Source organism: Pseudomonas arsenicoxydans, assembly GCF_900103875.1.
Lineage (GTDB): Bacteria > Pseudomonadota > Gammaproteobacteria > Pseudomonadales > Pseudomonadaceae > Aquipseudomonas > Aquipseudomonas arsenicoxydans.
Genome location: NZ_LT629705.1, coordinates 1,311,595 through 1,336,935 on the forward strand (window position 1 = coordinate 1,311,595; position 25,341 = coordinate 1,336,935).

The window sequence follows — 25,341 nt, forward strand, 5'->3', positions numbered from 1 at the left end:
CATTTTTTGAGGTTGCCGCAATGAGTTTGACCGAAGCCCGTTTCCACGATCTGGTCGATACCACCCAGCAAATGCTGGAAGATATTTTCGACGAGAGTGATCTGGATATCGATCTGGAGAGCTCGGCCGGTGTGCTCACCGTCAAGTTCGAAAATGGCAGTCAGTTGATCTTCAGCCGCCAGGAGCCGTTGCGCCAGCTGTGGCTTGCGGCGGTATCCGGTGGCTTCCACTTCGACTATGACGAAGAGAGCGAGCGCTGGATGTGCGACAAGAGCGAAGAGCAACTGGGCGAGATGCTCGAGCGCATCGTCAAGCAGCAGGCTGATGTCGAACTCGATTTCGAAGGTCTGTGAGGTCGTGACCCAGCCCGTTCGTCCACCCAAGCCGCTTTACAGCAATGTCAGCCCGGCAGTGCCTTCGCCGTGCAGCGGCGTCTGTCGGCTGGACGAGCAAAAGGTCTGCCTCGGATGTTTTCGCCATGTCGAAGACATCCGCGAATGGCGCTCGGCGGATGACGATCGCCGGAGAGTGATCTGCGCTCAGGCGGTCCAGCGCAAATCCTGCGCCTGACGCTTCCACAGAGTCTCCTCTGACTCAGCTTGCAAAGGGCAAATCGGGGCTTGGTCGGCCTGACTTGTATATTTATTGAGCTGTGATAGTGTCCAGAAACGCCTCAACCCATCGAGGCTCGTGAAAACCCCGCCTTTTTCTGGCGGGGTTTTGCTTTTTCTGCGCAGAAGAAAGGAGTCTGCCTTTATCATGACCGTACCTTCCATCACCCTTACTCGTCTGGACGTACAACGTCTGGAGCGCCTGATCGACAGCCTGGATGACACGCTGCCGGGCGTTATCGCGCTGCAAACCGAACTGGATCGCGCCGATACGCTGGTCGGTCACGATGAAGTGCCCGCCGATGTCGTGACCATGAATTCACGTGTGCATTGCCGTGAAGAAATCAGCGGCAAGGACTATCACCTGACGCTGGTTTATCCCAAGGATGCCAACGCCGATGAAGGCAAGATTTCCATTCTGGCGCCGGTGGGCAGCGCGCTGCTGGGTCTCAAGGTCGGGCAACACATCGACTGGCCGGCACCGGGGGGAAAAACCCTGAAACTGACCCTGCTGGAAGTCGAATCACAGCCTGCCAATGGCGGCCACTTCCCGGAATGACCCTGCCTCAGACCTGCTCGAGCGCCTCGTTCAGTGCGCGCTCCAGGTCAGCTTTGTAGCGCAGATACAAATTGCTTGAGCCATGTCCATCACCGATCAGGCCCGACAGGTCCAAGTCGGTGATGTAGCAGCGATAGCGCTCGATTTCACGGCGCTGCTCAACGATTTCCTGGGCGACCACGCTGAACAGTTGGTCGCCATATTCAAGCTCCGAAAACTCCCGCTGATTGCAATACAACGTGACCTGCACCTGCCCCGGTGCAGCTTTGCCGACGATTGCCTGTACGTCGTAGAACGGTTTGTCGACCGGGGTTTGCGGCGCGGGCCGGGCCTCGACCCGGCGCGCCCGTCCTGGCCCTGACGGCAATAGCTGGTAGTACAGCGTGTCCAGGCTCAGGGGCTGGGTGCTGTTCATGGGTAGCAGCGCGTCGCGTCGGTACTGAATCGATTGCAGGAACCGTTGCAGCGGCACCAGCAGGCTTTGTTCGTCGTGATAGGGCAAACGCTGTTGCCACAAGGCATTGAACTCGTCCAGAACATAGACATCGGCCTGCTGTTCATAGACGCGGTAGAACACCTGAATGCACTCGGGCTGGCCCATGGGCAGAAGCAACGCCAGGTCGTGATCCTCCAGCGCCTTCGGGTCCAGTTGCAGCGGGCTGTAGCTCGCCAGTTCTTCGCCGAGGTAATCCAGCAGCGCTGGCAGCGTGGCGAGGGCGACGTGATTGACCTGGCCGGGCACCAGTTCCAGCACGTGGTAATGCTGCTGGACCTGAATCAGGTAGCGATGATTGAGGTTGCTCAACAGCAGGTTCTGCGCGGTGTCGAGGACCTCTTCGACCCGGCGTGCGATGAATTGCGCGCGGTTGTGGCAAAAGCAGCGAACCCGCAACTTGGGTTGTTGTGCTCCGCCAGGGAGGTTGTTGAGGTAGTCGCGCAGGCAGTCGAGCAGCGCATGAGGCCCGTCATAGCGGCTGACCAGCACTTCGTTCCAGCTATTAAGCGTGACCTGGTCCAGGGTCAGCACCAGATTCTCGCGGACCCCGGCGTAACTCAAGGAGTCGGTGCGCTCGGTGGTCATCAGGATGTTCAGGTCGCGGTGATGCTTGAGCGGATCGACGCCGACGTTCACCAGAATCAGCACTTCGCTCGGCACGCTGGCGCGCAGCAACGGCTCTTCGGCAACCGTTACCAAGGGCAGGGCGATGGTCTGTTGCAGGCTGCCGAGCAGGTTGAACAGTTCAAATTCGCTCAAGTCGCTGGTGCCGGGGTGCAAGGCGAGACGGGTGCTGCTGTCGATCACACCGTTACGATGGCACCAGGTCAGCAACTCCAGCAATTGGCGGCTGCGCTTGATCGGCGCGAAATGTTCCCACTCGTGGGCGGCCAGGCTGCCGTTGTACAAACCCCACTGAACATTCCCCGGCTCTTTCTTGTTGGGTGCCTGAACCAGCGTCAGGGTGTCTTCGGCCAGATCCGGGGCGATGCCAGGGTTAATGAACTCCACTTTGTCCGCTTTGCGCTCAAAAGCCGCGTACAGCCGCCGCCCCAGCACATTGAGGTCGCGTTTGTTGATCAGGCTGACGGTTTGTTCGTTGCGGGCGAACTGGGTCAGGAAGCGGTAGCTGTAGTTCAGCTCGTTGACCAGGGCCCGGCGCTCTGCGCTGACCTGGCGGACCTTCCATTGGCTGCGGCTGTCGAGCAGCGCCAGTTGCCGCTGATCCCAATTCCATTCATGAGCCAGGCGCTCAAGCAGTGAACGCTGCCAACTCTGGGTGCGACTGCTGCCGGTGAGCTTGCGGTTGACCTTCAGGTACAGCGCGCGGCGCACCAGTTCAAGCCGTTCAGGCTCGCCACGGGCCGTGAGGTATTCCTCGATGCGCCGATAAACCACGATGTAGGGATCGAGCTCATCGAGGTCCAGCTGGTTGGCGAACACCGCTTGCTTGAAGCGCAGGCTCAGGCAATGCACTTTCGGATGTTCGCTGGCGTAGACCTCGGTCAGTAACAGCTTGAGCACCGACTTGTACGGCGACTCGATGCCCTTGAACAACTGCCAGAGCCCGGCGCCAATGAACTCGCCAGGCGGGATGTAGGCTAGATGGCCCAGATCCAGTGACTCATCAGCCCGGATGAAACGCTTGGACAGCAGCGTATGAGTGTAACGGTCGTAGGCCGCTTCTTCGTAGACCGGCACCAGCCACCAGATGGGCGTGCGTCCAGCCAGCCAGATGGCGGTGCGGTAGAACTCGTCCAGCAACAGGTAGTGCTGAGTGGTGCCGCAATCTTCCGAACTCAGCTGCGTGTCGCGCTCGCCGAGCACGAAGCGCGTCGGGTCGATCAGAAAGAAATGCGCCTCGGCGCCTTGGCTGGCGGCCCAGACTTCAAGCAACTGACATTTTTTACGCAGCTCACCGAGTTCATTTTCGCTCAGGTCCGGCGCGTGACAGACCCACACATCCATGTCGCTCTGATCGGCCTGGGCCAGGGTGCCCAGGCTGCCCATCAGGAACAGGCCGTGAATCGGTCGCGGCGGATTGCTGCCGTGGCGCGGCTTATAGGAAAACGATCGGGTCAGGCGTTGGGCTTCAGCGAGGGCGTTGGCGTCAGGTTCGAAATTCGCCAGCCCCGCCGGCGTGCTGCCCGACACGTAACCTGGCAACAGCGGATGATTGACGTGGAAAAACAGTGGCAGCAGCGTCAGCACGGTTTGTTGGCGCGTCGACAGCCCTTCCATGGCGCGGGCCATGCGGCCTTCGTTGAGTTTCAGAAATCGCGCGCGCAGTTGACTGAGAACCTTGCGGTCGATTCCCTCGTCCAGATCGGGTCGGATTTCATGGGTGCGGGTCATGTCAGCTCAAACCGGCGCGATTGGCTCGGACGTAGGGTCTGCGGATGAGGGGCAGTTTAGCGCCTCGTGCCCGGGACTTTTAAGCTGATTTGTGTCTTTGACGTCAGATTTTTATCGTGTGGCGACGGCAGCAAGCAAAGTGGCCCGCGGAAATCCCGTGACAGGGGTTTCCGTGGGCGATGCACTGATACTCAGGCTGTTTCCTGGACGCTCAGAATCGTCAGAACGGTTTGTACATTTTGCGCGGCGTCACGACCCAGACTGGTCAGATAACCGCCATCAGGCTGGTCGATCAGGTCTTTTTCGAAAAGGCGTTTGGCGGCGGCGATGTGTTTCGGGGCAGCGGTCTGATGAATTTTCAAACCTTCCTGGGAACTGTCCAGGTTGAAGAGTGCGAGGACTTCCAGTTCGGCAACCAACTCAGGGGTAAGCGACATAAGGACTCCAGACTTTCTAGGAATTGGACGACAGCGCCCCTAAGGTGAGCCCACTCGTGCGGCATGTCCAGTGCCTGCATCAGGGTTTTTTCGCCTCGGGAAGCATTCCCCGGCGGGTGGTGCGGCAGCGGGGTGCGTACCAGTGTAGTCAGGGGCTGGGGGAAGGCAGGAATGTTTCGTGACAATCTGTGTTGGGAGCGCGTTGCACGCTCCCAACGGTGTCCGATTTACTTCTTTTCCGGCGGCAATTCCGGCAGCGCACGCAGAGCCGTTTCGTACCATTCGGTGTTGAACGCGCGGTCTTCTTCCAGGATCGCGTCGATTTCTACCGCCAACACGTGAGCCATCAGGTTGAGGATTTCTTCGCGCTCGTAGCCCACCAGGGTCAGCTTGTTGAAGGTGGCCTTGGCCGCTGGCGGGTTGTCGCTTTCAATCTGGTTTTCGATGGCTTCGATCAGGGTGTTTTCGGCGAACTCTTCTTCGTCGATCTCGATATCAGTTGGCTCGCTCATGGCAGGCTCCTCAAGTTAAGGCGGCCAGTTTACCTGCATTCAGCGCTGTGATGCTGCTGGCAAGAATCGCCTTGGCGTTCTATAAAACAGGACTGCCAACCCCGCACGGCCTGGAGGCTATGTGATGCTCAAGCTTTATGGTTTTTCCGTCAGTAACTACTACAACATGGTGAAACTGGCGCTGCTGGAGAAGGGACTGCCGTTTGAAGAGGTGCCTTTTTATGCGGGCAACAGCCCCGAGGCACTGGCCATCAGCCCGCGCGGCAAAGTGCCGGTGCTGGGCGTCGAACAAGGTTTTATCAACGAAACAGCCGTGATTCTTGAGTACATCGAGCAAAGCCAGGCCGGCACGCCACTATTACCGAGCGATCCGTTCGAGCGTGCGCAAGTGTTGGCAATGGCCAAGGAAATCGAGCTGTACATCGAGTTGCCTGCTCGCGCTTGTTATCCCCAGGCATTTTTCGGCATGCAGGTGCCGGACGCGATCAAGGACAAGACCAAGGCTGAGCTGTTGCTGGGGTTTGCGTCCTTGGGCAGGCACGGCAAATTCGCCCCTTATGTGGCGGGTGAGCATCTGAGCCTTGCCGATTTGTATTTCCTGTACAGCGTGCCGTTGGCCTGTGCTGTGGCGCAGAAACTGTTCGATATCGATCTGCTGGCCGATATGCCAGGGGCCAAGGCGCTGCTGGAGCGTCTGGAGCAGAATCCGAATGTGAAGAGAATTGCAGCGGACAAGGAAGCGGCGATGCCAGCGTTTATGGCGATGGTCTCGTCCAAGAAGTGAGTTTTGTAAGTTTCTGAAGTCAGTCATCGCGAGCAGGCTCGCTCCCACAGGTTCAGTGTGATCCTTGTGGGAGCGAGCCTGCTCGCGATGCTTTTGCCTTTAACGGCTGGCGAGCAGCGCCTGACCGCGTGCCACTGCCTTCTTGACCTGCGCCGGCGCAGTGCCGCCGATATGGTCACGGGCATTGACCGAGCCTTCCAGTGTCAGCACGGCAAACACGTCCTGATCGATCTGGTCGCTGAACTTGCGCAGCTCTTCCAGGCTCATTTCCGCCAGGTCTTTACCGCTTTCCACGCCGTACTTCACGGCATGGCCAACGATTTCGTGGCAGTCACGGAACGGCAGGCCACGACGCACCAGATAATCGGCCAGGTCGGTGGCGGTGGAGAAACCGCGCAACGCCGCTTCGCGCATCATCGCGTGCTTGGGCTTGATCGCCGGGATCATGTCGGCAAAGGCGCGCAGCGAGTCGCGCAAGGTGTCGGCGGCGTCGAACAGTGGTTCCTTGTCTTCCTGGTTGTCCTTGTTGTAGGCCAGTGGCTGGCCTTTCATCAAGGTCAGCAGGCCCATCAAGGCACCGAACACACGGCCGGTCTTGCCGCGAACCAGTTCTGGCACGTCCGGGTTTTTCTTTTGCGGCATGATCGAGCTACCGGTGCAGAAACGGTCCGGCAGATCGATGAACTGGAATTGCGCGCTGGTCCACAGCACCAGCTCTTCGGAGAAGCGCGACAGGTGCATCATCGCGATGCTCGCAGCCGAGCAGAACTCGATGGCGAAGTCGCGATCGGACACGTTGTCCAGCGAGTTGCCGCCGACCGCGTCGAAGCCTAAAAGCTGAGCGGTATATTCACGGTCGATCGGGTAGGTGGTGCCGGCCAATGCAGCACTGCCCAGTGGCATGCGGTTGGTGCGCTTGCGGCAGTCGACCAGGCGTTCATAGTCGCGGCTGAGCATTTCGAACCACGCCAGCATGTGGTGCCCGAAGGTCACCGGCTGTGCGGTTTGCAGGTGAGTGAAGCCCGGCATGATGCTGCCTGCTTCACGCTCGGCCTGCTCCAGCAAGCCTTTTTGCAGACGGGTGATTTCGCTCAGGATCAGGTCGATCTCGTCACGCAGCCACAGGCGGATGTCGGTGGCCACCTGGTCGTTACGGCTGCGGCCGGTGTGCAGCTTTTTACCGGTGACGCCGATGCGGTCGGTCAGGCGCGCCTCGATGTTCATGTGCACGTCTTCGAGGTCGATGCGCCAGTCGAACTGGCCGGCCTCGATTTCACCCTGGATGGTCTTCAGGCCATCGGTGATGCTGTCGCGCTCGGCATCGGTCAGCACGCCGACCTTGGCCAGCATGGTGGCGTGGGCGATCGAGCCCATGATGTCGTGGCGATACAGGCGCTGGTCGAAAGTGACGGAGGCGGTGAAGCGGGCGACGAAGGCGTCGACGGGTTCACTGAAGCGGCCGCCCCAGGACTGATTGGTCTTGTCAGTGCTCATGAATTCGCTCGTATCGGCTGGAGAAAAATGTCGTTGGAAGCTGTCGCGGATAATAACAGGGTTGCCAATCCTGTCGCTGACACTGGTCGACACGTTTTTTTCTCATCCTGCGGTCCATACTCAGGACAGGCCTTGTGGGAAATTGCGCAACGATATTTTTCAATTGAGCAATATCGTCTCGGCAACCGTCTACAGTTGGACAGTAGGATCAGCGCACTTCTGGGCGCTGCCGCTGACTATAAGAAGAGGGGGTGTTCATATTGTGTATCGGCAAACCCTACGGCGATACCTCGCTAACGCGGGCCAGAGCCTCCAAATACTCGGCAGTTGAAAATTTAGCCGCCGGTCTCGCGGCACTTTTTGGCCCTCGCGCCAGTCTTAGCGTGGATCGCGGTGACGGACGTCACTTCCCCTGTCTACGCTATCCTTGTGCGAGACTCACGCAGGAATCCAGCGCAATATGAATGTCCTGATCGTTGATGACGAACCCTTAGCCCGCGAGCGCCTGAGCCGAATGGTTGGCGAACTTGAGGGATACAGTGTCCTGGAGCCCAGCGCCACGAACGGCGAAGAGGCGTTGGCACTGATCGACAGCCACAAGCCGGATATCGTGCTGCTCGATATCCGTATGCCAGGCCTTGATGGCCTGCAAGTGGCTGCCCGGTTGTGCGAACGCGAAACCCCGCCCGCCGTGGTGTTTTGCACCGGGCCCGATGAATTTGCCGTGGAAGCCCTGCAGGCCAGCGCCGTGGGCTATCTGGTGAAGCCTGTGCGAACTGAACATTTACAAGAAGCATTGAAAAAAGCCGAGCGGCCCAATCGCGTCCAGCTCGCAGCCCTGACCCGTCCCGCCGCCGAAACCGGCAGCGGTCCGCGAAGCCATATCAGTGCCCGTACCCGTAAAGGCATTGAACTGATCCCCTTGGGTCAGGTGGTGTACTTCATTGCCGATCATAAGTACGTGACCTTGCGCCACGAAGGCGGCGAAGTGCTGCTGGATGAACCGCTCAAGGCCCTTGAAGATGAGTTCGGCGATCGATTCGTGCGAATCCACCGTAATGCACTGGTCGCTCGCGAGCGTATCGAGCGCCTGCAACGCACGCCTCTGGGGCATTTTCAGCTGTTCCTCAAAGGCCTGAACGGTGACGCCCTGATCGTCAGTCGCCGTCATGTGGCTGGCGTGCGAAAAATGATGCAACAGCTTTAATCGGCTGTTTGCAGGCGGATTTCATACCCGATTGCTGGACATTCGAGGCCAGGGAGGCCATGCAGTGTCTGATACAAGTCAAAGTGGATTTGGCTGAGCTGTTATTATCCGCCGTATCTATTCAGTACGGATTGATCCATGTCCTCTCGCGAAATCCGCATCGCCACCCGCAAAAGTGCTCTCGCCCTGTGGCAGGCCGAATACGTCAAAGCCCGTCTGATCGAGGCCCATCCAGGTCTGCTCGTGACGCTGGTGCCCATGGTCAGTCGCGGCGACAAGCTGCTCGACTCGCCGCTGTCGAAAATCGGTGGCAAGGGCCTGTTCGTCAAGGAACTGGAAACCGCGCTGCTGGAAAACGAAGCGGACATTGCGGTGCACTCCATGAAAGACGTGCCGATGGACTTCCCTGAAGGCCTCGGTCTGTTTTGCATCTGCGAGCGCGAAGACCCGCGTGATGCCTTCGTCTCCAACACTTATGCCAGTCTGGATGCGTTGCCGCCGGGCAGCATCGTCGGTACGTCGAGCCTGCGTCGCCAAGCCCAATTGTTGACTCGTCGCCCGGACCTGGAAATCCGTTTCCTGCGCGGCAACGTCAACACGCGCCTGGCCAAGCTCGATGCTGGCGAATATGACGCCATCATCTTGGCGGCCGCCGGCCTGATTCGCCTCGGCTTTGAAGATCGCATCACCTCGGCGATCAGCGTCGACGATAGCCTGCCGGCCGGTGGCCAGGGCGCAGTCGGTATTGAATGCCGCAGCGCCGACAGCGAAATCCACTCCCTGCTGGCGCCGCTGCATCACCAGGACACCGCCACTCGGGTGATCGCTGAACGAGCTCTCAACAAACATCTGAATGGCGGCTGCCAAGTACCAATCGCCTGCTACGCCGTGCTTGAAGGCGAGCAGCTCTGGTTGCGTGGTCTGGTGGGCGATCCGAGCGGCGGCCTGCTGCTCAGCGCCGAGGCCCGTGCGCCACGCAGTGACGCAGAAGCCTTGGGCGTGCAAGTCGCCGAAGACTTGCTGAGCCAGGGTGCCAACGACATCCTCAAAGCGGTCTATGGCGAGGCAGGTCACGAGTGACGGGGTGGCGCCTGCTGCTGACACGCCCTGTGGATGAGTCAGCGGCGTTGAGTGGCGCGTTGGCGCAAATGGGGATTTTCAGCAGCAGCTTGCCGCTTTTGGAAATAGCCCCGATCCCGGTCTCTGACACAATGCGCGACGTCATTCAGGGGCTGAACCGGTTTGACGCGGTGATCGTGGTCAGCAAGCCAGCCGCCCGAATCGGCGTTGACCTGCTCAATCGATATGGGCCGCAGCCACCGAGCCCAAGTTGGTTCAGCGTGGGCGCGGCGACCGCGCAGGTCCTCGCGGATAACGGGTTGAATGTGAATTTTCCTGCCGAGGGCGATGACAGTGAAGCCTTGCTTGAACTTCCCTCGTTGCGCAAGGCTATCGCTCGACCCTTTTCACGCGTGTTGATCATGCGCGGGGAGGGCGGTCGTGAGTTGCTGGCTGAGCGTTTGCGCGAGCTTGGTGCTAGTGTCGAGTATCTGGAGTTGTACCGTCGGGGTCTGCCTCATTACCCGCCGGCGGCATTGCCTGACCGGATTGAAGCGGAACGCTTGAACGGGCTGGTGGTCAGCAGTGGACAGGGTTTTGAGCACCTGCGCCAATTGGCGGGTGATGCCTGGCCTGCGCTGGCGCGGTTGCCGTTGTTTGTTCCAAGCCCCAGGGTCGCCGAGCTGGCACATGCCGCCGGGGCCCTGACAGTTGTGGATTGTCGTGGCGCCAGTGCCGCGGCTTTGCTGACGGCGTTACGGGAGCATCCCGAACCCGTTTTTTAATGCAAAGGATGGATACGTGAGCGAAACAGCCTTGCCTAAAGATGACGTCCAGCCGGTACTTGATGCACCGGTTGATGCACCGGTTCAAACACCACCCCCTGCTGCTGTGCAGCGCCGGGGCAATGGGCTGGCAATTGTCGCGCTGCTGCTCGGAGCTGCCGGTGTTGCCGTCGGCGGCTGGGGAGTCTGGCAAGTGCGTCACCTGCAAGCCAATACTCAACAGCAATTGAGCCAGGTCCAGGCGTTGAGCGATCAGGCGCAAAGTCTGAAACTTAACGAGCAGCGACTGAGTGCGCGCCTGGAACAACTGCCCGCAGCCGAGGAACTGGACGCTCGCAGCCGTCTGGTGATTCAGCTTCAAGCTGATCAGCAACGCCTGAACCAGCGGCTGGAAACCGTCCTCGGTGCCAGTCGCAAGGATTGGCGTCTGGCTGAAGCAGAACACTTGTTGCGTCTGGCCAGCCTGCGCCTTTCTGCGCTGCAGGACATCAGCAGCGCTCAGGCCCTGGTGCAGGGTGCCGATGAAATTCTTCGCGAACAGAACGACCCGGGTTCCTTTGCCGCTCGTGAGCAAGTGGCCAAAACCCTGGTGGCTCTGCGCAGCACCGAACAACCGGATCGCACCGGACTGTTCCTGCGACTGGGCGCTTTGCGTGATCAGGTCATTAGCCTCACTGAGCTGGCGCCCGAGTACAAGGATCGCGGTGAGTCGCTGTTGGGCCTGACCGCCGATGGCGATGGCGCCAGTCGTTGGGCGCAGTGGTGGGACCAGATTTCGCGCTACATCCGTATCGACTTCAATGCCGACAAGAATGTTCGTCCGTTGCTGGCTGGGCAGAGTCTGAGTCAGGTGCGTCTGGCCCTGAGCCTGGCGCTGGAACAAGCGCAATGGGCCGCTCTCAACGGCCAGGCAGCGGTTTATACCCAGGCGCTGACCGAGGCGCGTGACGTATTGAAAGGCAATTTCAACCCGGACAACCCGCAAAGCAAAGTCATGCTTGAGCAGGTGGGCGAGTTGAGCAAGCAACCGGTCACCGTCATCACGCCGGACCTGACCGCAACGCTGAGCGCGGTTCAGGGTTATCTGGAGCGCCGTAATGTGAACGCCGAAGATTCGATCAAGCCAATGGCCAAACCTGCTGCGAACACTGTGCAGGAGGCCACGCCATGAAACGTCTCTATGTGATCGTGTTTCTGGTCATCGCGGCGGCCGCTGCGCTGGGCCTGGCGATCGCCGAGCATTCCGGTTACGTGTTGATCGCCTACAAAACCTTTCGCTATGAATCGAGCCTGTGGGCGACCCTGGCTCTGGTCGCGGTGCTCTGGCTGGTGTTCTGGGGCGTCAAGGCGTTGATCGGCCTGGTGACGACCTCCAGCGGCGTGGTCAATCCCTGGTCGCGGCGTAATCGCAGCCGTCGTGTGCAAGTGGCGATTGAGCACGGCCAGTTGGACTTGGCCGAGGGGCGCTGGGCCAGTGCGCAGCGTCATCTGCATCGCGCCGCCGAAGCCGAGCGCCAACCGCTGCTCTACTACCTCGGCGCGGCGCGTGCTGCCAATGAACAAGGTCTTTACGAGGAAAGCGACAGCTTGCTGGAGCGCGCCCTCGAGCGTCAGCCCCAGGCCGAGCTGGCCATTGCGTTGAGCCATGCCCAGTTGCAGACCGATCGGGGCGACACTGAAGGCGCCCTGGCGACGCTGCAAGCGATGCACGAGCGTCATCCTCATAACGCTCAGACCCTGCGCCAGTTGCAGCGCCTGCACCAGCAGCGCGGCGATTGGTCGGCAGTGATTCGTCTGCTGCCAGAACTGCGCAAGGATAAAGTATTGCCACCTGCCGAACTGACTGAGCTGGAGCGCCGGGCCTGGGGTGAAAACCTTTCTCTGGCGGCGCGTCAGGAAGAGGACGGCACGGTCGGTCTGCAATCGCTTAATCGCGCCTGGCAGCAGCTCACTTCAGCTCAGCGCCAGGAGCCACAACTGGTGCTGGCCTACGCCGAACAGTTGCGGCAGTTGGGCGCACAAGTCGAAGCTGAAGAGGTTCTGCGCACGGCCCTCAAGCGTGATTACAACAGTCACCTGGCGCGTCTCTACGGCCTGGTTCGCGGTAGCGATCCGGCTCGTCAGTTGCACACCGCCGAAGGTTGGCTCAAGGATCACCCCGCAGACGCGAGCCTGTTACTGACCTTGGGTCGCTTGTGTCTGCAAAGCAGTCTGTGGGGCAAGGCGCGTGACTATCTGGAAAGCAGTTTGCGGGTGCAGCGCAATCCCGAGGCGTGTGCCGAACTGGCACGGTTGCTCGCGCAACTGGGCGACACGGAACGCAGCAACCAGTTGTTTCAGGAAGGTCTGGGGCTGCTGGATGAGCGTTTGTTGGCGGCACCGCTGCCAGCTCCCGTTTACGCCTGAATCCGGTCCTCTGTAGCTGCCGCCGTGCGCAGCTGCTACCGGGTCGGGAGCTGATTTTTGAGCCTGTTCTGCGACCCAAAACAGGTTGAATGTTTGGCGCTGTAGTCCCTGAAAGGCATCGTCCTACAGAGGACTACACCAAGTCCTCTAGTTCCTGTCGGGAATTCCCTACACTTTTGGTGAAGTGTCCGTGCTGGCCTGCCTTGAAAGGCTGGCGCGCTTTCCTCTACCGTAACCGCCTGTCTCTACTGTTACGGATAAGCCATGTTTTTGGCCTGCTCACGCTCATTGTTTTTCATGGCTTTCATTGCAGGTGCCCTGGCCTTGGGTGTTTCCTATTACCTGGAATATGCGGTCGGTCTCAAGCCTTGCGGATTGTGCCTTTTGCAGCGGCTTTGCCTGGCATTGTTCGCCGGTGTCTGCCTGGTGGCTTCAGTGCATGGTCCTGGTCGCTTCGGGAATTTCCTCTATTGGCTGCTTGGTCTGTTCTGCAGTCTTGCGGGCACGGTCACAGCGTGGCGGCAGGTTCTATTGCAGAGCGATCCGTCGCATCAGCCTTCGGCCTGTTCGGTCCGTTCTGAGGGGCTGTACGAGGACTTACCGTGGTTGTGCCAAATGACGAAGATGTTCAACGGAGACGCGGATTGCGCAGAAATCTCCTGGACGCTATTCGATTTGAGCCTCCCGGAGTGGAGTCTGCTGCTGTTCATGGCGATGACGATCCTGGGGGTCTATCAGTTGCTGCGCATTGTCTGGCTTGCCTGCAAACGACCGCTCAGCGGCACGTCGTCGCACCGGCCGCCGGCGGGAGATTAAACACTTGTATGAACTTTATCTCCTGCGTACCTTGAAGCCATTGTCGCGCGGGCATAATCTGGCCCGCACGTGTCATTGGAATTATGTTGCTCGATGACGCTCTGCCTGGCCGTTTCTTGATTTCAAGTCTGCGACAGGTGTAGGGCAGCATGACCCACAAGGGAAGAGAGATCACCATGCTCGAAAGTTGTCAGAATGCTCAGGAACGCTGGGGTGGAGTGCATCTGCTGATCGATCGCTGGTTGCAGGAGCGTCACGAACTGGTTCGAGCCTACGATGCTCTCGGTGCCAAGCCAGAGGCTTTGGGCGAAAATCGAAAGCCTTTGCAGGAGTTCTGCGGAGTGCTGGTTGACTACGTGTCTGCGGGGCACTTCGAGATCTACGAACAGCTGACCGGGGAGGCCAAAGCCTTCAACGACAAGCGTGGTCTGGAACTCGCCGAGACCATCTACCCGCGCATCGACGTGATCACCGAGAAGCTGCTCGCGTTCAACGACCTGTGTGATGCAGGCAAATGCGTCGCGGAGAAATTCAAGGAGCTGGGCGGGCTGTTGCACGAGCGCTTCGAGCTGGAAGATTGTCTGATCGAAGTGCTGCACACCGCTCACAAGGAAGAGGACTCGGTCCAGGCCTGAGGTTTTCCCTGCAAGACCATCCCCTCCCAAAGGGAAGCTGAAACGGTGCGCTATGCGCGCCGTTTTTCGTTTCTGGCTATCAGCTCGTAACGCCGCGCAATTCGACTTCAAACACCAGCGGTGTGAACGGCGCGATCAGGTCGCCGGCACCGTCTGCGCCGTAGGCTTGAGACGATGGAATCACCAAGCGCCATTTCGCGCCGACCGGCATGTTTTGCAAGGCGCTGCGCCAGCCACTGATTACGCTGTCGAGACTGAACCATTGCGGCTTGCTGTTCTGGTCGAACACGGTGCCGTCCGGAAGGCGTCCGATATACACCACTTCGACCTTGCCGTTAGGACCCGCCTTGGCGCCAGTGCCCGGCGCCAACTCCGTCAGTAGAATTCCATCCGCCAGTTCGCGAACACCCGGCCTGGCTTTTTCCTCGGCGAGAAAATGCTGCTCCTTTTCAAGTGCAGCTTCACTTTGCGGAACAGAGGACTGCTCGGCGACTTGCGCTTCATGCTCGGCAAGAATCTGTTCGATCTGCTCGTCTTTCAACGCCAGCGGCTTGCCTTGGTAAGCTTGCTGCAAGCCGTCGAGCAGTGCCTGGATCTGCAGATCCGGCACCTCTTGGCGCAAGCGTTCGCCCAGGCTCGCACCCAGGCTGTAAGCGAGATCGTGAGCGTCATTTGCAGTGGTTTTTTCAGCGGCCTGGGCAACGGAAAAAAACACGCACAGCGATAAAAAAAGGTAGCGCGACATGGGCACTCTCCGACCTGAGATGCGGTGGATTATGCCAGTGTGAAAGCGCTCGAAGGTGAACTGGTTTTGCGCAAGTGCAGAAGATTTTCGATTCGTTGCAACGCAGCGCTTTCGATACTGTCAACATGCCCTAGCGGCGGTGTCTGCAGAGGTCTAGTATGAGCCGCACCCACGTCAGCCAGGAGGTAAACCATGTCGGCCACCAAGAAGCCAGTAAATACCCCGTTGCACTTACTCCAACAACTCTCGGGCAGTCTGCTCGAGCATTTGGAAACCGCTTGTTCGCAAGCCTTGGCTGATGCTGAAAAACTGCTCGCCAAATTGGAAAAACAGCGCGGAAAAGCGCAGGAGAAATTGCACAAGTCCCGTACCAAATTGCAGGACGCCGCGGCAGCTGGAAAAGCCAAGGCGCAAACCAAAGCCAAAGGTGCGGTGAAAGAACTTGAGGACTTGCTCGATGCCCTCAAAGATCGTCAATCTGAAACGCGCAGCTACATTCTGCAACTCAAGCGTGATGCTCAAGAAAGCCTGAAACTGGCCCAGGGCGTCGGTCGTGTACAAGAGGCTGTCAGCAAGGCGTTGTCCCTGCGTTCGGCGAAGCCTGCTGCGGCACCTGCCAAGAAAGCTGCTGCCAAACCTGCCGCTGTGAAAGCGCCGGCCAAGCCTGCTGCCAAGGCACCGGTGAAAGCTGCAGCCAAGCTTGCTGCAAAACCGGCGGCGAGAAAACCAGTCGCTGCCAGCGCTGCCAAACCAGCTGCTAAAACATCGGCTGCCAAACCTGCCGCCAAGCCAGTTGCTGCAAAAACAGCTGCCGCTAAACCTGCTGCAAAAACCGCTGCTGCCAAACCGGCTGTGGCGAAAACCGCAGCGGCAAAACCGGCTGCTAAATCGGCCGCAAAGCCAGCCGCTAAAACTGCTGCTGCCAAGCCAGCCGCCAAGCCAGTTGCTGCAAAACCAGCCGCCAAAGCTGCCGCTGCAAAACCAGCTGCTAAAACAGCCGCTGCAAAACCGGCTGCCAAAACTGCCGCTGCAAAACCTGCTGCCAAGCCAGCCGCGGCAAAAACCGCTGCAGCCAAACCGGCTGTAAAAGCTGCGGTAAAACCAGCCGCCGCAAAACCTGCTGCAGCTAAACCCGCCGCTGCGAAGCCAGCTGCTAAAACTGCAGTTGCAAAACCTGCCGTGAAAAAGCCGGTCGCTACTGCCAAGCCCGCCACTGCGCCAGTTGCAAAGCCAGCGACGTCGGCTCCGGCACCTGCTGCATCGGCTGCTCCAGCGCCAGCAGCAACCTCGACAACTACGACTGCGCCAACGCCAGCCGCCCCGTCGAGCACCAGCACCACCCCAACCAGCGCTTCCTAAGTGCCGGTTGCCGCGACGCGCAGCTGATGCAGCGCGTCGCGGTCCAGGTGTGCGGCGCCTGCCGCCACACCTTCCAGCCAGGCCGTTGGATCGGTCGCCTCACACTGCGGCCAACGCTGCGCCAAAAGCTCCAGCCGCGACAACAAAAGCCGTTCGGCTTCGATCTCCAGTGACTTCACTTTATCGCGCAAACCATCCAGCCCGGCGTCCTCGCTCGCGGCGGCTTTCCATTGCTGGCGCAAAGCGCGCAACGGTTGCACGACGTCCGCGTCCCAAGGCCCGGCTATATCGCGAAGCTGCTGCAAGCGTTGTTCGTTACAGGCCACGCCACGTTCTTCCAGCCACAACCCGCACAGCAGCAGGCACACGTTCACCCCCGCCGACTGCAAGTGCAGGCACGAACGTTCAACGCCGGGACGGGCGTAGGTGGTCAGGGAAAAGCTCCACAGGTCAGAGGACATAGTGCTACTCGCGCCAGTTGCGAGCGAAGCTGGTAGACTCCGCCGCCATTATGATTCGACTTCAGAACCTGACTTTACAGCGTGGCCCTCAACGTCTGCTAGAAGACGCTGAGCTGACCCTGCACGCCGGCCACAAAGCCGGCCTCATCGGTGCCAACGGCGCCGGCAAATCGAGCCTGTTCGCCTTGATCCGGGGCGAACTGCACCCGGACTCGGGTGACTGCTTCTTGCCGGCCGACTGGCGCATCGCCCACATGCGCCAGGAAATCGAGACGCTCGAACGCTTGGCGGTCGACTACGTGCTCGATGGCGACCTGCGCCTGCGTGAGGTGCAACGTGACCTCGCTGCGGCCGAAGCTGCGCATGACGGCGCGGCTCAGGCCCGCCTGCACTCGGAACTCGACAGCGCCGACGGTTACACCGCCGATGCCCGTGCCCGCAAGCTGCTGGCCGGCCTCGGGTTCACCAACGAGCAGATGGATCGCCCGGTAGGAGATTTCTCTGGTGGTTGGAGGATGCGTCTGAACCTGGCGCAGGCTTTGATGTGCCCATCGGACTTGTTGCTGCTCGACGAACCGACCAACCACTTGGACCTCGACGCCATCATCTGGCTCGAAGAATGGCTCAAGAGCTACCCCGGCACCTTGCTGCTGATTTCCCACGACCGGGATTTCCTCGATGCCGTGGTCGATCATGTCGCCCATGTCGATCAGCGCAAGATCACCCTGTACCGCGGTGGTTACAGCGCCTTCGAACGTGCGCGTGCCGAACGTCTGGCCCAGCAACAGCAGGCCTACGAGAAGCAACAGGCACAACGTGCGCACATGGAAAGCTACATCGCCCGCTTCAAGGCTCAGGCTACCAAGGCCCGTCAGGCACAGAGCCGGATCAAGGCGCTGGAGCGGATGGAAGAACTGTCTGCCGCCCACGTCGATTCGCCGTTCGACTTCGTCTTCCGCGAATCGCAGAAAATCTCCAGCCCATTGATTGATCTGTCGGACGCTCGTCTGGGTTACGGTGACAAAGCGGTGCTGGAGAAGGTCAAGCTGCAACTGACTCCCGGCGCACGGATCGGCTTGCTCGGGCCAAACGGCGCCGGTAAGTCGACCCTGATCAAAAACCTCGCCGGTGAACTCGAACCGCTGTCCGGTCGCTTGACGCGCGGCGAGAACACCGTCGTGGGCTACTTTGCCCAGCATCAGCTGGACTCTCTGGATTCCAAGGCCAGCCCGTTGCTGCACTTGCAGCGCCTGGCGCCGACCGAACGCGAGCAGACCTTGCGCGACTTCCTCGGCGGTTTCGACTTCCGTGGCGCGCGTATCGATGAACCGGTGCTGAATTTCTCCGGTGGTGAAAAGGCCCGTCTGGCCCTGGCCTTGATTGCCTGGGATCGGCCGAACCTGTTGCTGCTCGACGAACCGACCAACCACCTGGACCTGGAAATGCGCCTGGCGCTGACCATGGCCCTGCAGGAATTCAGTGGCGCGGTATTGGTGGTCTCCCACGATCGTCATCTGCTCAAAAGCACCACCGACAATTTCTACCTGGTGGCCGACGGCAAGGTCGAGGAGTTCGACGGTGACCTGGAAGACTACGCCCGTTGGCTGGTCGACTATCGTCAGCGCAATGCCCCGGTCAGCAACACCCTGGTCAATCCGGACAAGACTGACAAGAAAGCCCAGCGCCAGGCCGCTGCTGCGTTGCGTCAGCAACTGGCACCGCACAAGCGCGAAGCCGACAAGCTTGAAGTCGAGCTGGGCAAGCTGCACGAGAAGCTGGCGAAGATCGACACAAGTCTTGGCGACAGCGACATTTACGAACCGGCGCGCAAGAACGATTTGCGTGACCTGCTGGCGGAACAGGCCAAGCTGAAGGTGCGTGAAGCCGAGCTGGAAGAAGCCTGGATGGAAGCCCTGGAAGTGCTGGAAAGCATGCAGGCGGAGCTGGAGGCGTTGTCCTGATGGAAGCCTTCAGGCTGCCGCTGCCAGCGGTGTGGGTCGAACCGATCTGGCTCGTCGCGCAAATCCTGTTGATCCTGCTGGCCGGCTACTTCGCCCAGCGCTTTGTTGCTAAATGCCTGACCCGCCTGGGCGATCGCTACCCGTTTCCGCCGCAGTTGCTCATGCCGCTGCGCGGTGGGTTGCGCTGGCTGATCATGGGCAGCGCGCTGATTTTCGTGCTGGAGCGCCTTGGCGTGTCGGCGACGGTGCTCTGGACGGCGTTGTCCGGGTTTGTCGCGGTCGCGGCAGTGGCGTTCTTCGCCATGTGGAGCGTGCTCTCCAATCTGCTGTGCGCCATTTTGATTTTCACCGTCGGCCCGTTCCGCCTAGGCGATGTGGTTGAACTGGTGGACACCACCGACAAGCCTGGCGTCAAAGGTCGGGTGGTGGCGATCAATCTGCTTTACACCACGCTGATCGAAGCGCAAGAGCTCGGCACCGGCAGCGCCATGGTGCAAGTGCCCAACAGCCTGTTCTTCCAGCGTTCGGTTCGACGCTGGCGCGGCAGTGATGTGATTCCTTCGAGCGGGTTTGAGAAGTAGGTCTTCTGATAGACCGCATTTGCGAGCCTGAAGCCGTAAACGCTGGTCGGCAGCCGCAACATCCTGCAAAAAATCGGTGGTCATCGGCCCAAAGCCGCATTAGCTTAGACGTCTGATACGAGTCTGAGTCGAGGTGTGCGATGGAGCTTCAAACATGGCTGGCGTTTTTTGCCGCCTGTTGGGTGATCAGTTTGTCTCCCGGTGCCGGCGCCATTGCGTCGATGTCCAGCGGTCTGCAATACGGTTTCTGGCGTGGTTACTGGAATGCCTTGGGCCTGCAAATAGGTCTGGCGGTGCAGATCGCGATTGTTGGCGCCGGTGTTGGCGCGATTCTCACGGCGTCTGCTTCAGCTTTTTACGCGATCAAATGGTTCGGCGTCGCGTACCTGGTGTACCTCGCAGTCAAGCAATGGCGCGCGCTGCCCAGCGACATGAGTGACGACGCGGCGGTGCGACAGATTGGCAAGCCGATGGCGTTAGTGTTCCGGGGATTCCTGGTGAACATCAGCAACCCCAAGGCGCTGGTCTTCATGCTGGCGGTGCTGCCGCAGTTCATTGATCCGCATGCGCCGCTGCTCGCTCAGTACCTGATCATCGGCGTGACCATGGTCTGCGTTGACCTGATCGTCATGGCTGGTTACACCGGATTGGCGTCGAAGGTGCTGCGCCTGTTGCGCACGCCCCAACAACAAAAACGCATGAACCGTACGTTTGCCGGGCTGTTCATTGGCGCGGCGGCGTTTATGGCGACTCTGCGTAAAGCCGCCGTGTAAAAGCGCTCAGGCACAAAAAAGGCGACCTCCAGAGGTCGCCTTTTTCGTTTCAGGGTTCAGCGCAGAATGACCGGCGCGGTATCCGGTGGCAGGTCAGTGCGCGGCTCTGGTTGCCCCGATGGCACATAACTGCCATCCCCGAGCTGTTCGCTCAATTGGCGAGCCACGTCCTCGCCCAAGGACCTGGACACGTCCCGCACCACTCGCGGGCGGTTCAGCGAAACGTGAATATCACGGTCATTCACCAGTTTAGTGTCCTGGGCTTCACCCATGGCGGTGAACGCCGAGGTGATCTCGTACGTCCTGGTGTTGATCAGGCTGAAATCCGCGACCAGAGTGAGTGCCAGCACCGCTGAATAGCTGTCGGTATTGGCCAGTTCATTCATGTCCTGGGTGAAATCGATGTCCGACAGTGTGCCGAACAACACGTAGTCGGCCCCTTCGAATTGGCCAGCCTTGATGCGTTTGATCACGTCGTACACATCCCTTTTGGCACTGGCGGTGTAGGGCGTGCCCTGAATCAACTGGAACATCCCGGTCTTGAGCATCTGGCCTTTGATGTCGCCACTGAAACGACGGATTTCGGTCTGTTCCAGATAGCTATTCTGCGTCGTGTACTCGTCATAGCTGGACGAGCCGCTGGCCCCGTAATAATCCTGCTGATGGTTGTCCCGGGCCGAGATCACGTGGACGTATTGATCCACGCTGGCCTCATAGGCAAGGTCGGTGACGGCGATTTTCGGGGCCGCCTGGGCGCTAACGGCGCAGGCCAGGGCCATGATGCCAATCCATGCACGCATTGCTTAGCGCTCCGTGGTTTTGCGGATTTCTTTCTCGTCCATCCACTCGGCCAGCCCGCTTTCGACGTCGACCAATTGCAGGCTGAATTTGTAGAAGACGTCCTTGTAGTCGTTGCTGCGCTTGATGATCGAACTGATCGAGCCTTCCAGGCGGTAACGGGCGGCGATCATGTTGCCGGTTTTGGCCACCGTGCTTTTTTTGTACAGACCGCTCTGGTTCTGCAATTTGAGGTGGTCGACCTGGCTCTGCATGTCCGTGTTGTCGCTGGCAAAGCGCGCGGTGCCGGAACGCATCAGTTGGGTCTTGATCGACGTGGTGATTTCGCGGGTATCGATGTACTCGCTGGTCTTGTTCATCACGTCGTATACCTGAACCACAGGCCGACCTTTCAGAACGCCCGACTGCGCGAGCGAGCGGGTCATGCTTTCAGCGATCATCTGCAGGTCGGTCGAGCCGAATTCGTTGGTCACCAGTTCCACAGCTTTCGGGTCGCCGTAGCTGATGTTGCCACTGCCCAGCACAGGCGAGCGATTCTCAGCGCAGCCACCGATCAGCAGCGCGGCCAGGGTCAGGGACGAAACGCGTAAAAACATGGGCAAGGTCTCAAGTGGGCGGTTCACGGCGTATTGATCTCCAGGCGGAAATCCACGGCTTGGGGCACGGGCGCAATGGCCGGCACAAAACTGGTTTGTCCGGCGTATAGGGTCAAGCTTTTCCATGTGTCGGCTTCGGCCACGGGAAAACCTTCTGGTCCCATCCACAAATAGCGGTTATAGAGCGTTCGATTGTGGGTGTCGGTGTTGCTCAGCTGCGCGCTGACTGTCAGGAAACCGTTCTCCCTGGCCATGCGCATGGGACCGATTGCCACGTCCTTAATCGGTCCAGTGGCCAGCACTTTGCTGGCGGCACTGCCCGGCTCCGGCGGCGGTGGGGTGGCGCAACCAGCCAACAGGGCCAGCGCGACAACGGCGAAGCGTTTCAATCCCATGAAATTCTCCGTTCAGGGGTGGGCAGGGCTGGCTGCAGCCTGCGGTGCGGGAAGGGGGGCGAGTTGCAAGGCAACATCAGCGGCGAATCTGCGCTGACCCACAGCGCGCAAGCTGAAGGCTTGATGTGTCTGTTCCACCTTGAAGCTGACCGGTTTTGCGTCCGGCGCATTGGGCAGGGTCAGTTGATGCACGCCTTTTTTGAGGCGCAGGCGGGCGACCAGCGTCTTGTCCGGCAGCGTGCGCCAGACGCGAGTGTCGGCATCCTCGCGTTGCGTTTGCTGCAGGATGGTTTCCTCAAGCTTCTCGGGCCTGTGTTTTTTCAGATAGGCCAGGTATTCGACATTGGACCGGGCGCGATGGAGCGTGCGCTGAATAATGCCCGGCATGTCGTCACGCAAGGTACGTCGCGACATGTCGCCGAAGCTGTTGAGCAGCGTCAGCTTGTGTTTTTTGCCGTCCACCATAACGAAGTCCACGGGGGGCGTGGAGGTGTCGGGGACGATGATCGGGAACGACATATTGGTGATGTAGGTTTCACCCTCGACATCCACCGAAATCGGCACGCGCACCGAGCTGCGAGCCGGCGCCAAGCCGGTTTGCACGATCAACAAAACATCACTTTCGCCCGCCTTGAGCGGGGATTTGGCCAGGTTGCGCAATGATTGTTCGAGCAGCGGCGTGCTGGGGCGCAGTTCGATGGCCTGTCGATAGCCCGGGGCTGCGAGGTCTTTCTCGTCCAGCGTTTCATAGACGAAACCGGCGAGGTAATGGCTGAACGCACTCTGGTAGCTGTTCTTCAGCGCGATCACTTCGGAGGCGTCGAGGGTCGCTACCGGGTAGCCCTGAAGGTCCTGGTATTTCAACGCGCTCCCTTGATCCTTCGCCTGGTTTTCCAGGGCCAGGTATTGCTTGTCACGTTTGCCGGCGATGGAGGCTTCACGCTCGTGGGTTTTCTTGATCATGACGCGAGCCAGCTCCGTTTCGGAGCAGGAGAGGAGCATCAAGGCCATTTGCGTGGTCAGGGCAACTTTTTCGAAGTCGTAGCCATCGTACAAGCGCACTTTGTCGTTGGCGCTGTAGCTGTTGAATTCGGTGAATTTTTTGAAGGGTTCGAATCTTGGAGAATTTTCCCATCCTTCAATCAATCGGTCGGCGTAGTCCCAGTTTGCGTAACTGCCGGTTGAATTGCCGCTGAGCCGCAGTAATTCGCCTTTTTCCAAGTTATAGAGCAGGTCTCCCGGAGGAAAAGGATTGTTTCGATCGAGAACGGCCACGGCTCCATCGAGCTGACCGGCCTTGAAATAATCGAGGGTCTCGTTCAGTTCGGCGTTGTAGTCACGCATGGTTGGACAGCCACTCAGTAGCAGGCACGCACTGAGTACAAACATGAAGCGCAGGCGGGTGGCCATTTGCTGTGTGTCTTCCTTGAAAATAAGCCGCCATGAGGCGGCAAATTATAGACTTGGATGATGGCACTTTGTTCCTGCACTTCAGCGGCCGCCGCAGACAAAGCTTGAGTGAATGGCATTGGGAGTGAACAATGTATTACTTCGTATTTCCAATTGAGATTCATTCATGACTGCCCCGTCCCGATTTCTGGCCTGGCTGGTGTTTCCGTTGTTTGCCTTGTGCAGCTTCAATCTGTTGGCCGACACCGTAGAAGGCGCGCCGCAAGCGCTGCATTTGCTCGACTACATCGGCGCGGATTACCCGAACACGGTGCAAGCGGGCAAGGTCATTGATGAGGGTGAATACCGCGAGCAGCTGGAGTTCATCAAGGTGTTAGAGGGCTTGATCGCCGCGATGCCGGTCAAGCCGGAAAAAGCCGGGCTGGAGCAGGGCATCAGCACGCTGCGCAATGCCATTGCTGCGCGTCAGGATGGTGCGGATGTCGCCCGCCAGGCCCGCCAGCTCGGTGCGAAACTGGCCGTGGCTTATGAAGTCAGTCAGGCACCGATCATTACCCCGGATCCGACACGGGGTGCGCCACTGTACGCCCAGCATTGTTCGGTTTGTCATGGCGATGCGGGGGCTGGTGATGGCCCGGCCGGTGTTGGTCTGACGCCGCCACCGGCCAATCTGCGTGATGCCGCGCGACTGGATCGCCTGAGCTTGTATGCGATCTACAACACCTTGGGGATGGGCGTCGAAGGCACCGACATGCCGGCCTTCGCCGACCAGTTGGACGATCGTCAACGCTGGGACCTGGCGACCTACATCGCCAGCTTCAGTGCCGACCCGGTCGCAACCAAAGCCGAAAAAACCTACAACATCGCCGACCTGGCCCGTCAGACCCCGGCCGAAGTGCTGGCCGCTGACGGCCCACAAGCTGCGGCGACCTTCCGTGCACAACGCGCACAACCGGCGCAGGTCAAGCGCGGCCCGGCGCAGTTGCTCGATTACACGGCCGCCACGTTGGACAAGAGCATCGCCGCCTACCGTGCAGGCGATCACGATCAGGCCTATGACCTGTCAGTAGCGGCGTATCTGGAGGGCTTCGAGCTGGTTGAAAGCTCGTTGGACAACGTCGACGCCAATGTGCGCAAGGACACCGAAAAATCGCTGATGGCTTACCGTCAGTCGTTGCAGGACGGTTTGCCGGCGGCCGAGGCGCAGCTGCGTCTGGACGCGGCCAAGGCCAAGTTGAAGCAGTCGGCGGGTTTGTTGGGCAGTGATGGCTTGAGCTGGTCCCTGAGCTACATCTCCGGCCTGCTGATTCTGTTGCGTGAAGGTCTGGAAGCGATTCTGGTGCTGGCGGCGATCCTCGCGTTCCTGCGCAATACCGGCCAGCAATCGGCGGTGCGCAGTGTCAACGTCGGTTGGGGCCTGGCGCTGTTCGCAGGCCTGGGGACCTGGGCGGTGGCGGCCTATGCGATCGATGTCAGCGGATCGCAGCGGGAATTGCTGGAAGGTGCGACAGCGTTGTTTGCCGCCGTCATGGTGCTCTGGCTCGGCGTCTGGATGCACGACCGTCGCCACGCCGCGGCCTGGCAGGATTACATCAAGAGCAGCCTGGTGGGCGGTGGCGGACGCTTCGGGTTTGCGACGCTGGCGTTCTTCTCGGTGTATCGCGAGTTGTTCGAAGTGATTTTGTTCTACGAGACCTTGTGGTTGCAGGCAGGGCCTGCGGGGCATAACGCGGTGCTGGCCGGTGGTGCGACGGCGCTGGTGCTGCTGGTCGGCCTGGCTTGGGTGATCCTGCGGGGTTCGGCGAAGTTGCCGCTGGCGTTGTTCTTCAGCATCAACGCCGGTTTGCTCTGCGCATTGTCGGTGGTGTTTGCCGGACACGGCGTGAAGGCATTGCAGGAAGCCGGCATCTTTGGCACTCGGCCGGTGGCGTTCTTCGACTTCGATTGGCTGGGGATCCACGCGGATGCGTATTCGCTGAGTGCTCAGGCGGTGGCGATCATTGCGATCATCGTGTTGTATGGGCGTAGCTGGATGGCGGAGAAGCGGCGGGTGCCGGCTTCTTAAGAGCATTCGCTACGCTCATATTCGCGGGCAAGCCCGCTCCC

Annotated in this window: 26 protein-coding genes; 16 read left to right on the forward strand and 10 right to left on the reverse strand. The window is 59.7% G+C overall.

Going from position 1 to position 25,341, the window contains the following annotated elements; translation table 11 throughout:
- Positions 1 to 20: 20 nt before the first annotated feature.
- The 3 genes from cyaY (at position 21) to rnk (ending at position 1,170) form a co-directional block, all read left to right on the forward strand.
- Complete coding sequence (cyaY, locus tag BLQ41_RS05865; protein ID WP_090178152.1) at positions 21 to 353, forward strand: iron donor protein CyaY; 333 nt, start codon at positions 21 to 23, stop codon at positions 351 to 353.
- Positions 354 to 357: 4 nt separating this feature from the next.
- On the forward strand, positions 358 to 570 hold the full coding sequence (locus BLQ41_RS05870; protein WP_090178155.1) for a DUF1289 domain-containing protein: 213 nt from the start codon (positions 358 to 360) through the stop codon (positions 568 to 570).
- Positions 571 to 759: 189 nt separating this feature from the next.
- Positions 760 to 1,170, forward strand: a complete 411-nt coding sequence (gene rnk, locus BLQ41_RS05880) for a nucleoside diphosphate kinase regulator (protein WP_090178160.1) — start codon at positions 760 to 762, stop codon at positions 1,168 to 1,170.
- A gap of 7 nt (positions 1,171 to 1,177) precedes the next feature.
- Here rnk and BLQ41_RS05885 read toward each other — a convergent pair whose 3' ends face one another.
- From BLQ41_RS05885 to BLQ41_RS05895, 3 genes are all read right to left on the reverse strand, one after another.
- Positions 1,178 to 4,021, reverse strand: coding sequence for a class I adenylate cyclase (locus BLQ41_RS05885; protein WP_090178163.1), 2,844 nt, complete (start codon positions 4,019 to 4,021; stop codon positions 1,178 to 1,180).
- A gap of 191 nt (positions 4,022 to 4,212) precedes the next feature.
- Positions 4,213 to 4,458: a TIGR02647 family protein gene (locus tag BLQ41_RS05890; protein WP_090178166.1), complete on the reverse strand. Its 246-nt coding sequence runs from the start codon at positions 4,456 to 4,458 to the stop codon at positions 4,213 to 4,215.
- 227 nt (positions 4,459 to 4,685) lie between these two features.
- Positions 4,686 to 4,970, reverse strand: a complete 285-nt coding sequence (locus tag BLQ41_RS05895; protein WP_007894899.1) for a hypothetical protein — start codon at positions 4,968 to 4,970, stop codon at positions 4,686 to 4,688.
- A 124-nt stretch (positions 4,971 to 5,094) separates the two neighbouring features.
- Here BLQ41_RS05895 and BLQ41_RS05900 point away from each other — a divergent pair, with 124 nt between their 5' ends.
- The gene (locus BLQ41_RS05900) at positions 5,095 to 5,754 is read left to right on the forward strand and encodes a glutathione S-transferase family protein (RefSeq protein WP_090178169.1); all 660 of its coding nucleotides are present in this window, start codon (positions 5,095 to 5,097) and stop codon (positions 5,752 to 5,754) included.
- 99 nt (positions 5,755 to 5,853) lie between these two features.
- Here BLQ41_RS05900 and argH read toward each other — a convergent pair whose 3' ends face one another.
- Positions 5,854 to 7,248, reverse strand: a complete 1,395-nt coding sequence (gene argH / locus BLQ41_RS05905) for an argininosuccinate lyase (RefSeq protein WP_033060676.1) — start codon at positions 7,246 to 7,248, stop codon at positions 5,854 to 5,856.
- Between the two features lie 460 nt (positions 7,249 to 7,708).
- On the opposite strand from argH, the gene BLQ41_RS05910 reads away from it, so the two are divergent.
- The 7 genes from BLQ41_RS05910 (at position 7,709) to BLQ41_RS05940 (ending at position 14,156) form a co-directional block, all read left to right on the forward strand.
- Positions 7,709 to 8,455 carry a LytR/AlgR family response regulator transcription factor gene (locus BLQ41_RS05910; RefSeq protein WP_090178171.1) on the forward strand — a complete coding sequence of 249 codons (747 nt, stop codon included), beginning with the start codon at positions 7,709 to 7,711 and terminating at the stop codon, positions 8,453 to 8,455.
- Positions 8,456 to 8,593: 138 nt separating this feature from the next.
- Positions 8,594 to 9,535 carry a hydroxymethylbilane synthase gene (gene hemC / locus BLQ41_RS05915; protein WP_090178174.1) on the forward strand — a complete coding sequence of 314 codons (942 nt, stop codon included), beginning with the start codon at positions 8,594 to 8,596 and terminating at the stop codon, positions 9,533 to 9,535.
- On the forward strand, positions 9,532 to 10,299 hold the full coding sequence (locus tag BLQ41_RS05920) for a uroporphyrinogen-III synthase (RefSeq protein WP_090178176.1): 768 nt from the start codon (positions 9,532 to 9,534) through the stop codon (positions 10,297 to 10,299). The genes hemC and BLQ41_RS05920 overlap by 4 nt, the downstream gene beginning before the upstream one ends.
- Positions 10,300 to 10,315: 16 nt before the next feature.
- Positions 10,316 to 11,470 carry a uroporphyrinogen-III C-methyltransferase gene (locus BLQ41_RS05925; protein WP_090178179.1) on the forward strand — a complete coding sequence of 385 codons (1,155 nt, stop codon included), beginning with the start codon at positions 10,316 to 10,318 and terminating at the stop codon, positions 11,468 to 11,470.
- A complete protein-coding gene (locus BLQ41_RS05930) occupies positions 11,467 to 12,705 on the forward strand; it encodes a heme biosynthesis protein HemY (RefSeq protein WP_090178180.1) in 1,239 nt (412 codons plus the stop codon). The genes BLQ41_RS05925 and BLQ41_RS05930 overlap by 4 nt, the downstream gene beginning before the upstream one ends.
- Positions 12,706 to 12,969: 264 nt before the next feature.
- Positions 12,970 to 13,521, forward strand: a complete 552-nt coding sequence (locus BLQ41_RS05935) for a disulfide bond formation protein B (protein WP_090178183.1) — start codon at positions 12,970 to 12,972, stop codon at positions 13,519 to 13,521.
- 176 nt (positions 13,522 to 13,697) lie between these two features.
- Positions 13,698 to 14,156: an Rsd/AlgQ family anti-sigma factor gene (locus tag BLQ41_RS05940; RefSeq protein ID WP_064680385.1), complete on the forward strand. Its 459-nt coding sequence runs from the start codon at positions 13,698 to 13,700 to the stop codon at positions 14,154 to 14,156.
- 79 nt (positions 14,157 to 14,235) lie between these two features.
- Here BLQ41_RS05940 and BLQ41_RS05945 read toward each other — a convergent pair whose 3' ends face one another.
- Entirely contained in the window at positions 14,236 to 14,901 is a 666-nt protein-coding gene (locus BLQ41_RS05945) for an FKBP-type peptidyl-prolyl cis-trans isomerase (RefSeq protein WP_090178186.1), read from the reverse strand.
- Positions 14,902 to 15,093: 192 nt separating this feature from the next.
- Here BLQ41_RS05945 and BLQ41_RS30770 point away from each other — a divergent pair, with 192 nt between their 5' ends.
- Entirely contained in the window at positions 15,094 to 16,260 is a 1,167-nt protein-coding gene (locus BLQ41_RS30770; protein ID WP_090178188.1) for an AlgP family protein, read from the forward strand.
- Here the strand turns inward: BLQ41_RS30770 and BLQ41_RS05955 are convergent.
- Positions 16,257 to 16,721, reverse strand: a complete 465-nt coding sequence (locus BLQ41_RS05955) for a TIGR02444 family protein (RefSeq protein WP_090178192.1) — start codon at positions 16,719 to 16,721, stop codon at positions 16,257 to 16,259. The two genes, BLQ41_RS30770 and BLQ41_RS05955, sit on opposite strands and share 4 nt — an antisense overlap.
- Before the next feature lie 50 nt (positions 16,722 to 16,771).
- On the opposite strand from BLQ41_RS05955, the gene BLQ41_RS05960 reads away from it, so the two are divergent.
- The 3 genes from BLQ41_RS05960 to BLQ41_RS05970 all read left to right on the forward strand — a co-directional run bounded on the left by BLQ41_RS05960 (position 16,772) and on the right by BLQ41_RS05970 (position 20,036).
- Positions 16,772 to 18,682 carry an ATP-binding cassette domain-containing protein gene (locus tag BLQ41_RS05960; RefSeq protein ID WP_090178195.1) on the forward strand — a complete coding sequence of 637 codons (1,911 nt, stop codon included), beginning with the start codon at positions 16,772 to 16,774 and terminating at the stop codon, positions 18,680 to 18,682.
- Complete coding sequence (locus BLQ41_RS05965; RefSeq protein ID WP_090178198.1) at positions 18,682 to 19,263, forward strand: mechanosensitive ion channel family protein; 582 nt, start codon at positions 18,682 to 18,684, stop codon at positions 19,261 to 19,263. Before BLQ41_RS05960 ends, BLQ41_RS05965 begins: the two co-directional genes overlap by 1 nt.
- A gap of 140 nt (positions 19,264 to 19,403) precedes the next feature.
- Positions 19,404 to 20,036 (forward strand): LysE family transporter, encoded by a 633-nt coding sequence (locus BLQ41_RS05970; protein WP_090178200.1) that lies wholly within the window; start codon positions 19,404 to 19,406, stop codon positions 20,034 to 20,036.
- A gap of 56 nt (positions 20,037 to 20,092) precedes the next feature.
- Here the strand turns inward: BLQ41_RS05970 and BLQ41_RS05975 are convergent, their stop codons facing one another.
- Genes BLQ41_RS05975 through BLQ41_RS05990 form a run of 4 tightly spaced genes read right to left on the reverse strand, consistent with a single transcriptional unit; the run spans position 20,093 to position 23,235 of the window.
- Positions 20,093 to 20,836, reverse strand: a complete 744-nt coding sequence (locus BLQ41_RS05975; RefSeq protein ID WP_090178203.1) for a penicillin-binding protein activator LpoB — start codon at positions 20,834 to 20,836, stop codon at positions 20,093 to 20,095.
- A 3-nt stretch (positions 20,837 to 20,839) separates the two neighbouring features.
- Positions 20,840 to 21,430, reverse strand: coding sequence for a penicillin-binding protein activator LpoB (gene lpoB, locus BLQ41_RS05980; RefSeq protein ID WP_090178206.1), 591 nt, complete (start codon positions 21,428 to 21,430; stop codon positions 20,840 to 20,842).
- 23 nt (positions 21,431 to 21,453) lie between these two features.
- A complete protein-coding gene (locus tag BLQ41_RS05985) occupies positions 21,454 to 21,825 on the reverse strand; it encodes a YcfL family protein (protein WP_090178209.1) in 372 nt (123 codons plus the stop codon).
- Between the two features lie 12 nt (positions 21,826 to 21,837).
- Complete coding sequence (locus BLQ41_RS05990) at positions 21,838 to 23,235, reverse strand: COG3014 family protein (protein ID WP_090178212.1); 1,398 nt, start codon at positions 23,233 to 23,235, stop codon at positions 21,838 to 21,840.
- Positions 23,236 to 23,401: 166 nt separating this feature from the next.
- Here BLQ41_RS05990 and BLQ41_RS05995 point away from each other — a divergent pair, with 166 nt between their 5' ends.
- A complete protein-coding gene (locus BLQ41_RS05995) occupies positions 23,402 to 25,300 on the forward strand; it encodes a cytochrome c/FTR1 family iron permease (protein ID WP_090178214.1) in 1,899 nt (632 codons plus the stop codon).
- The last annotated feature ends 41 nt before the right edge of the window (positions 25,301 to 25,341 follow it).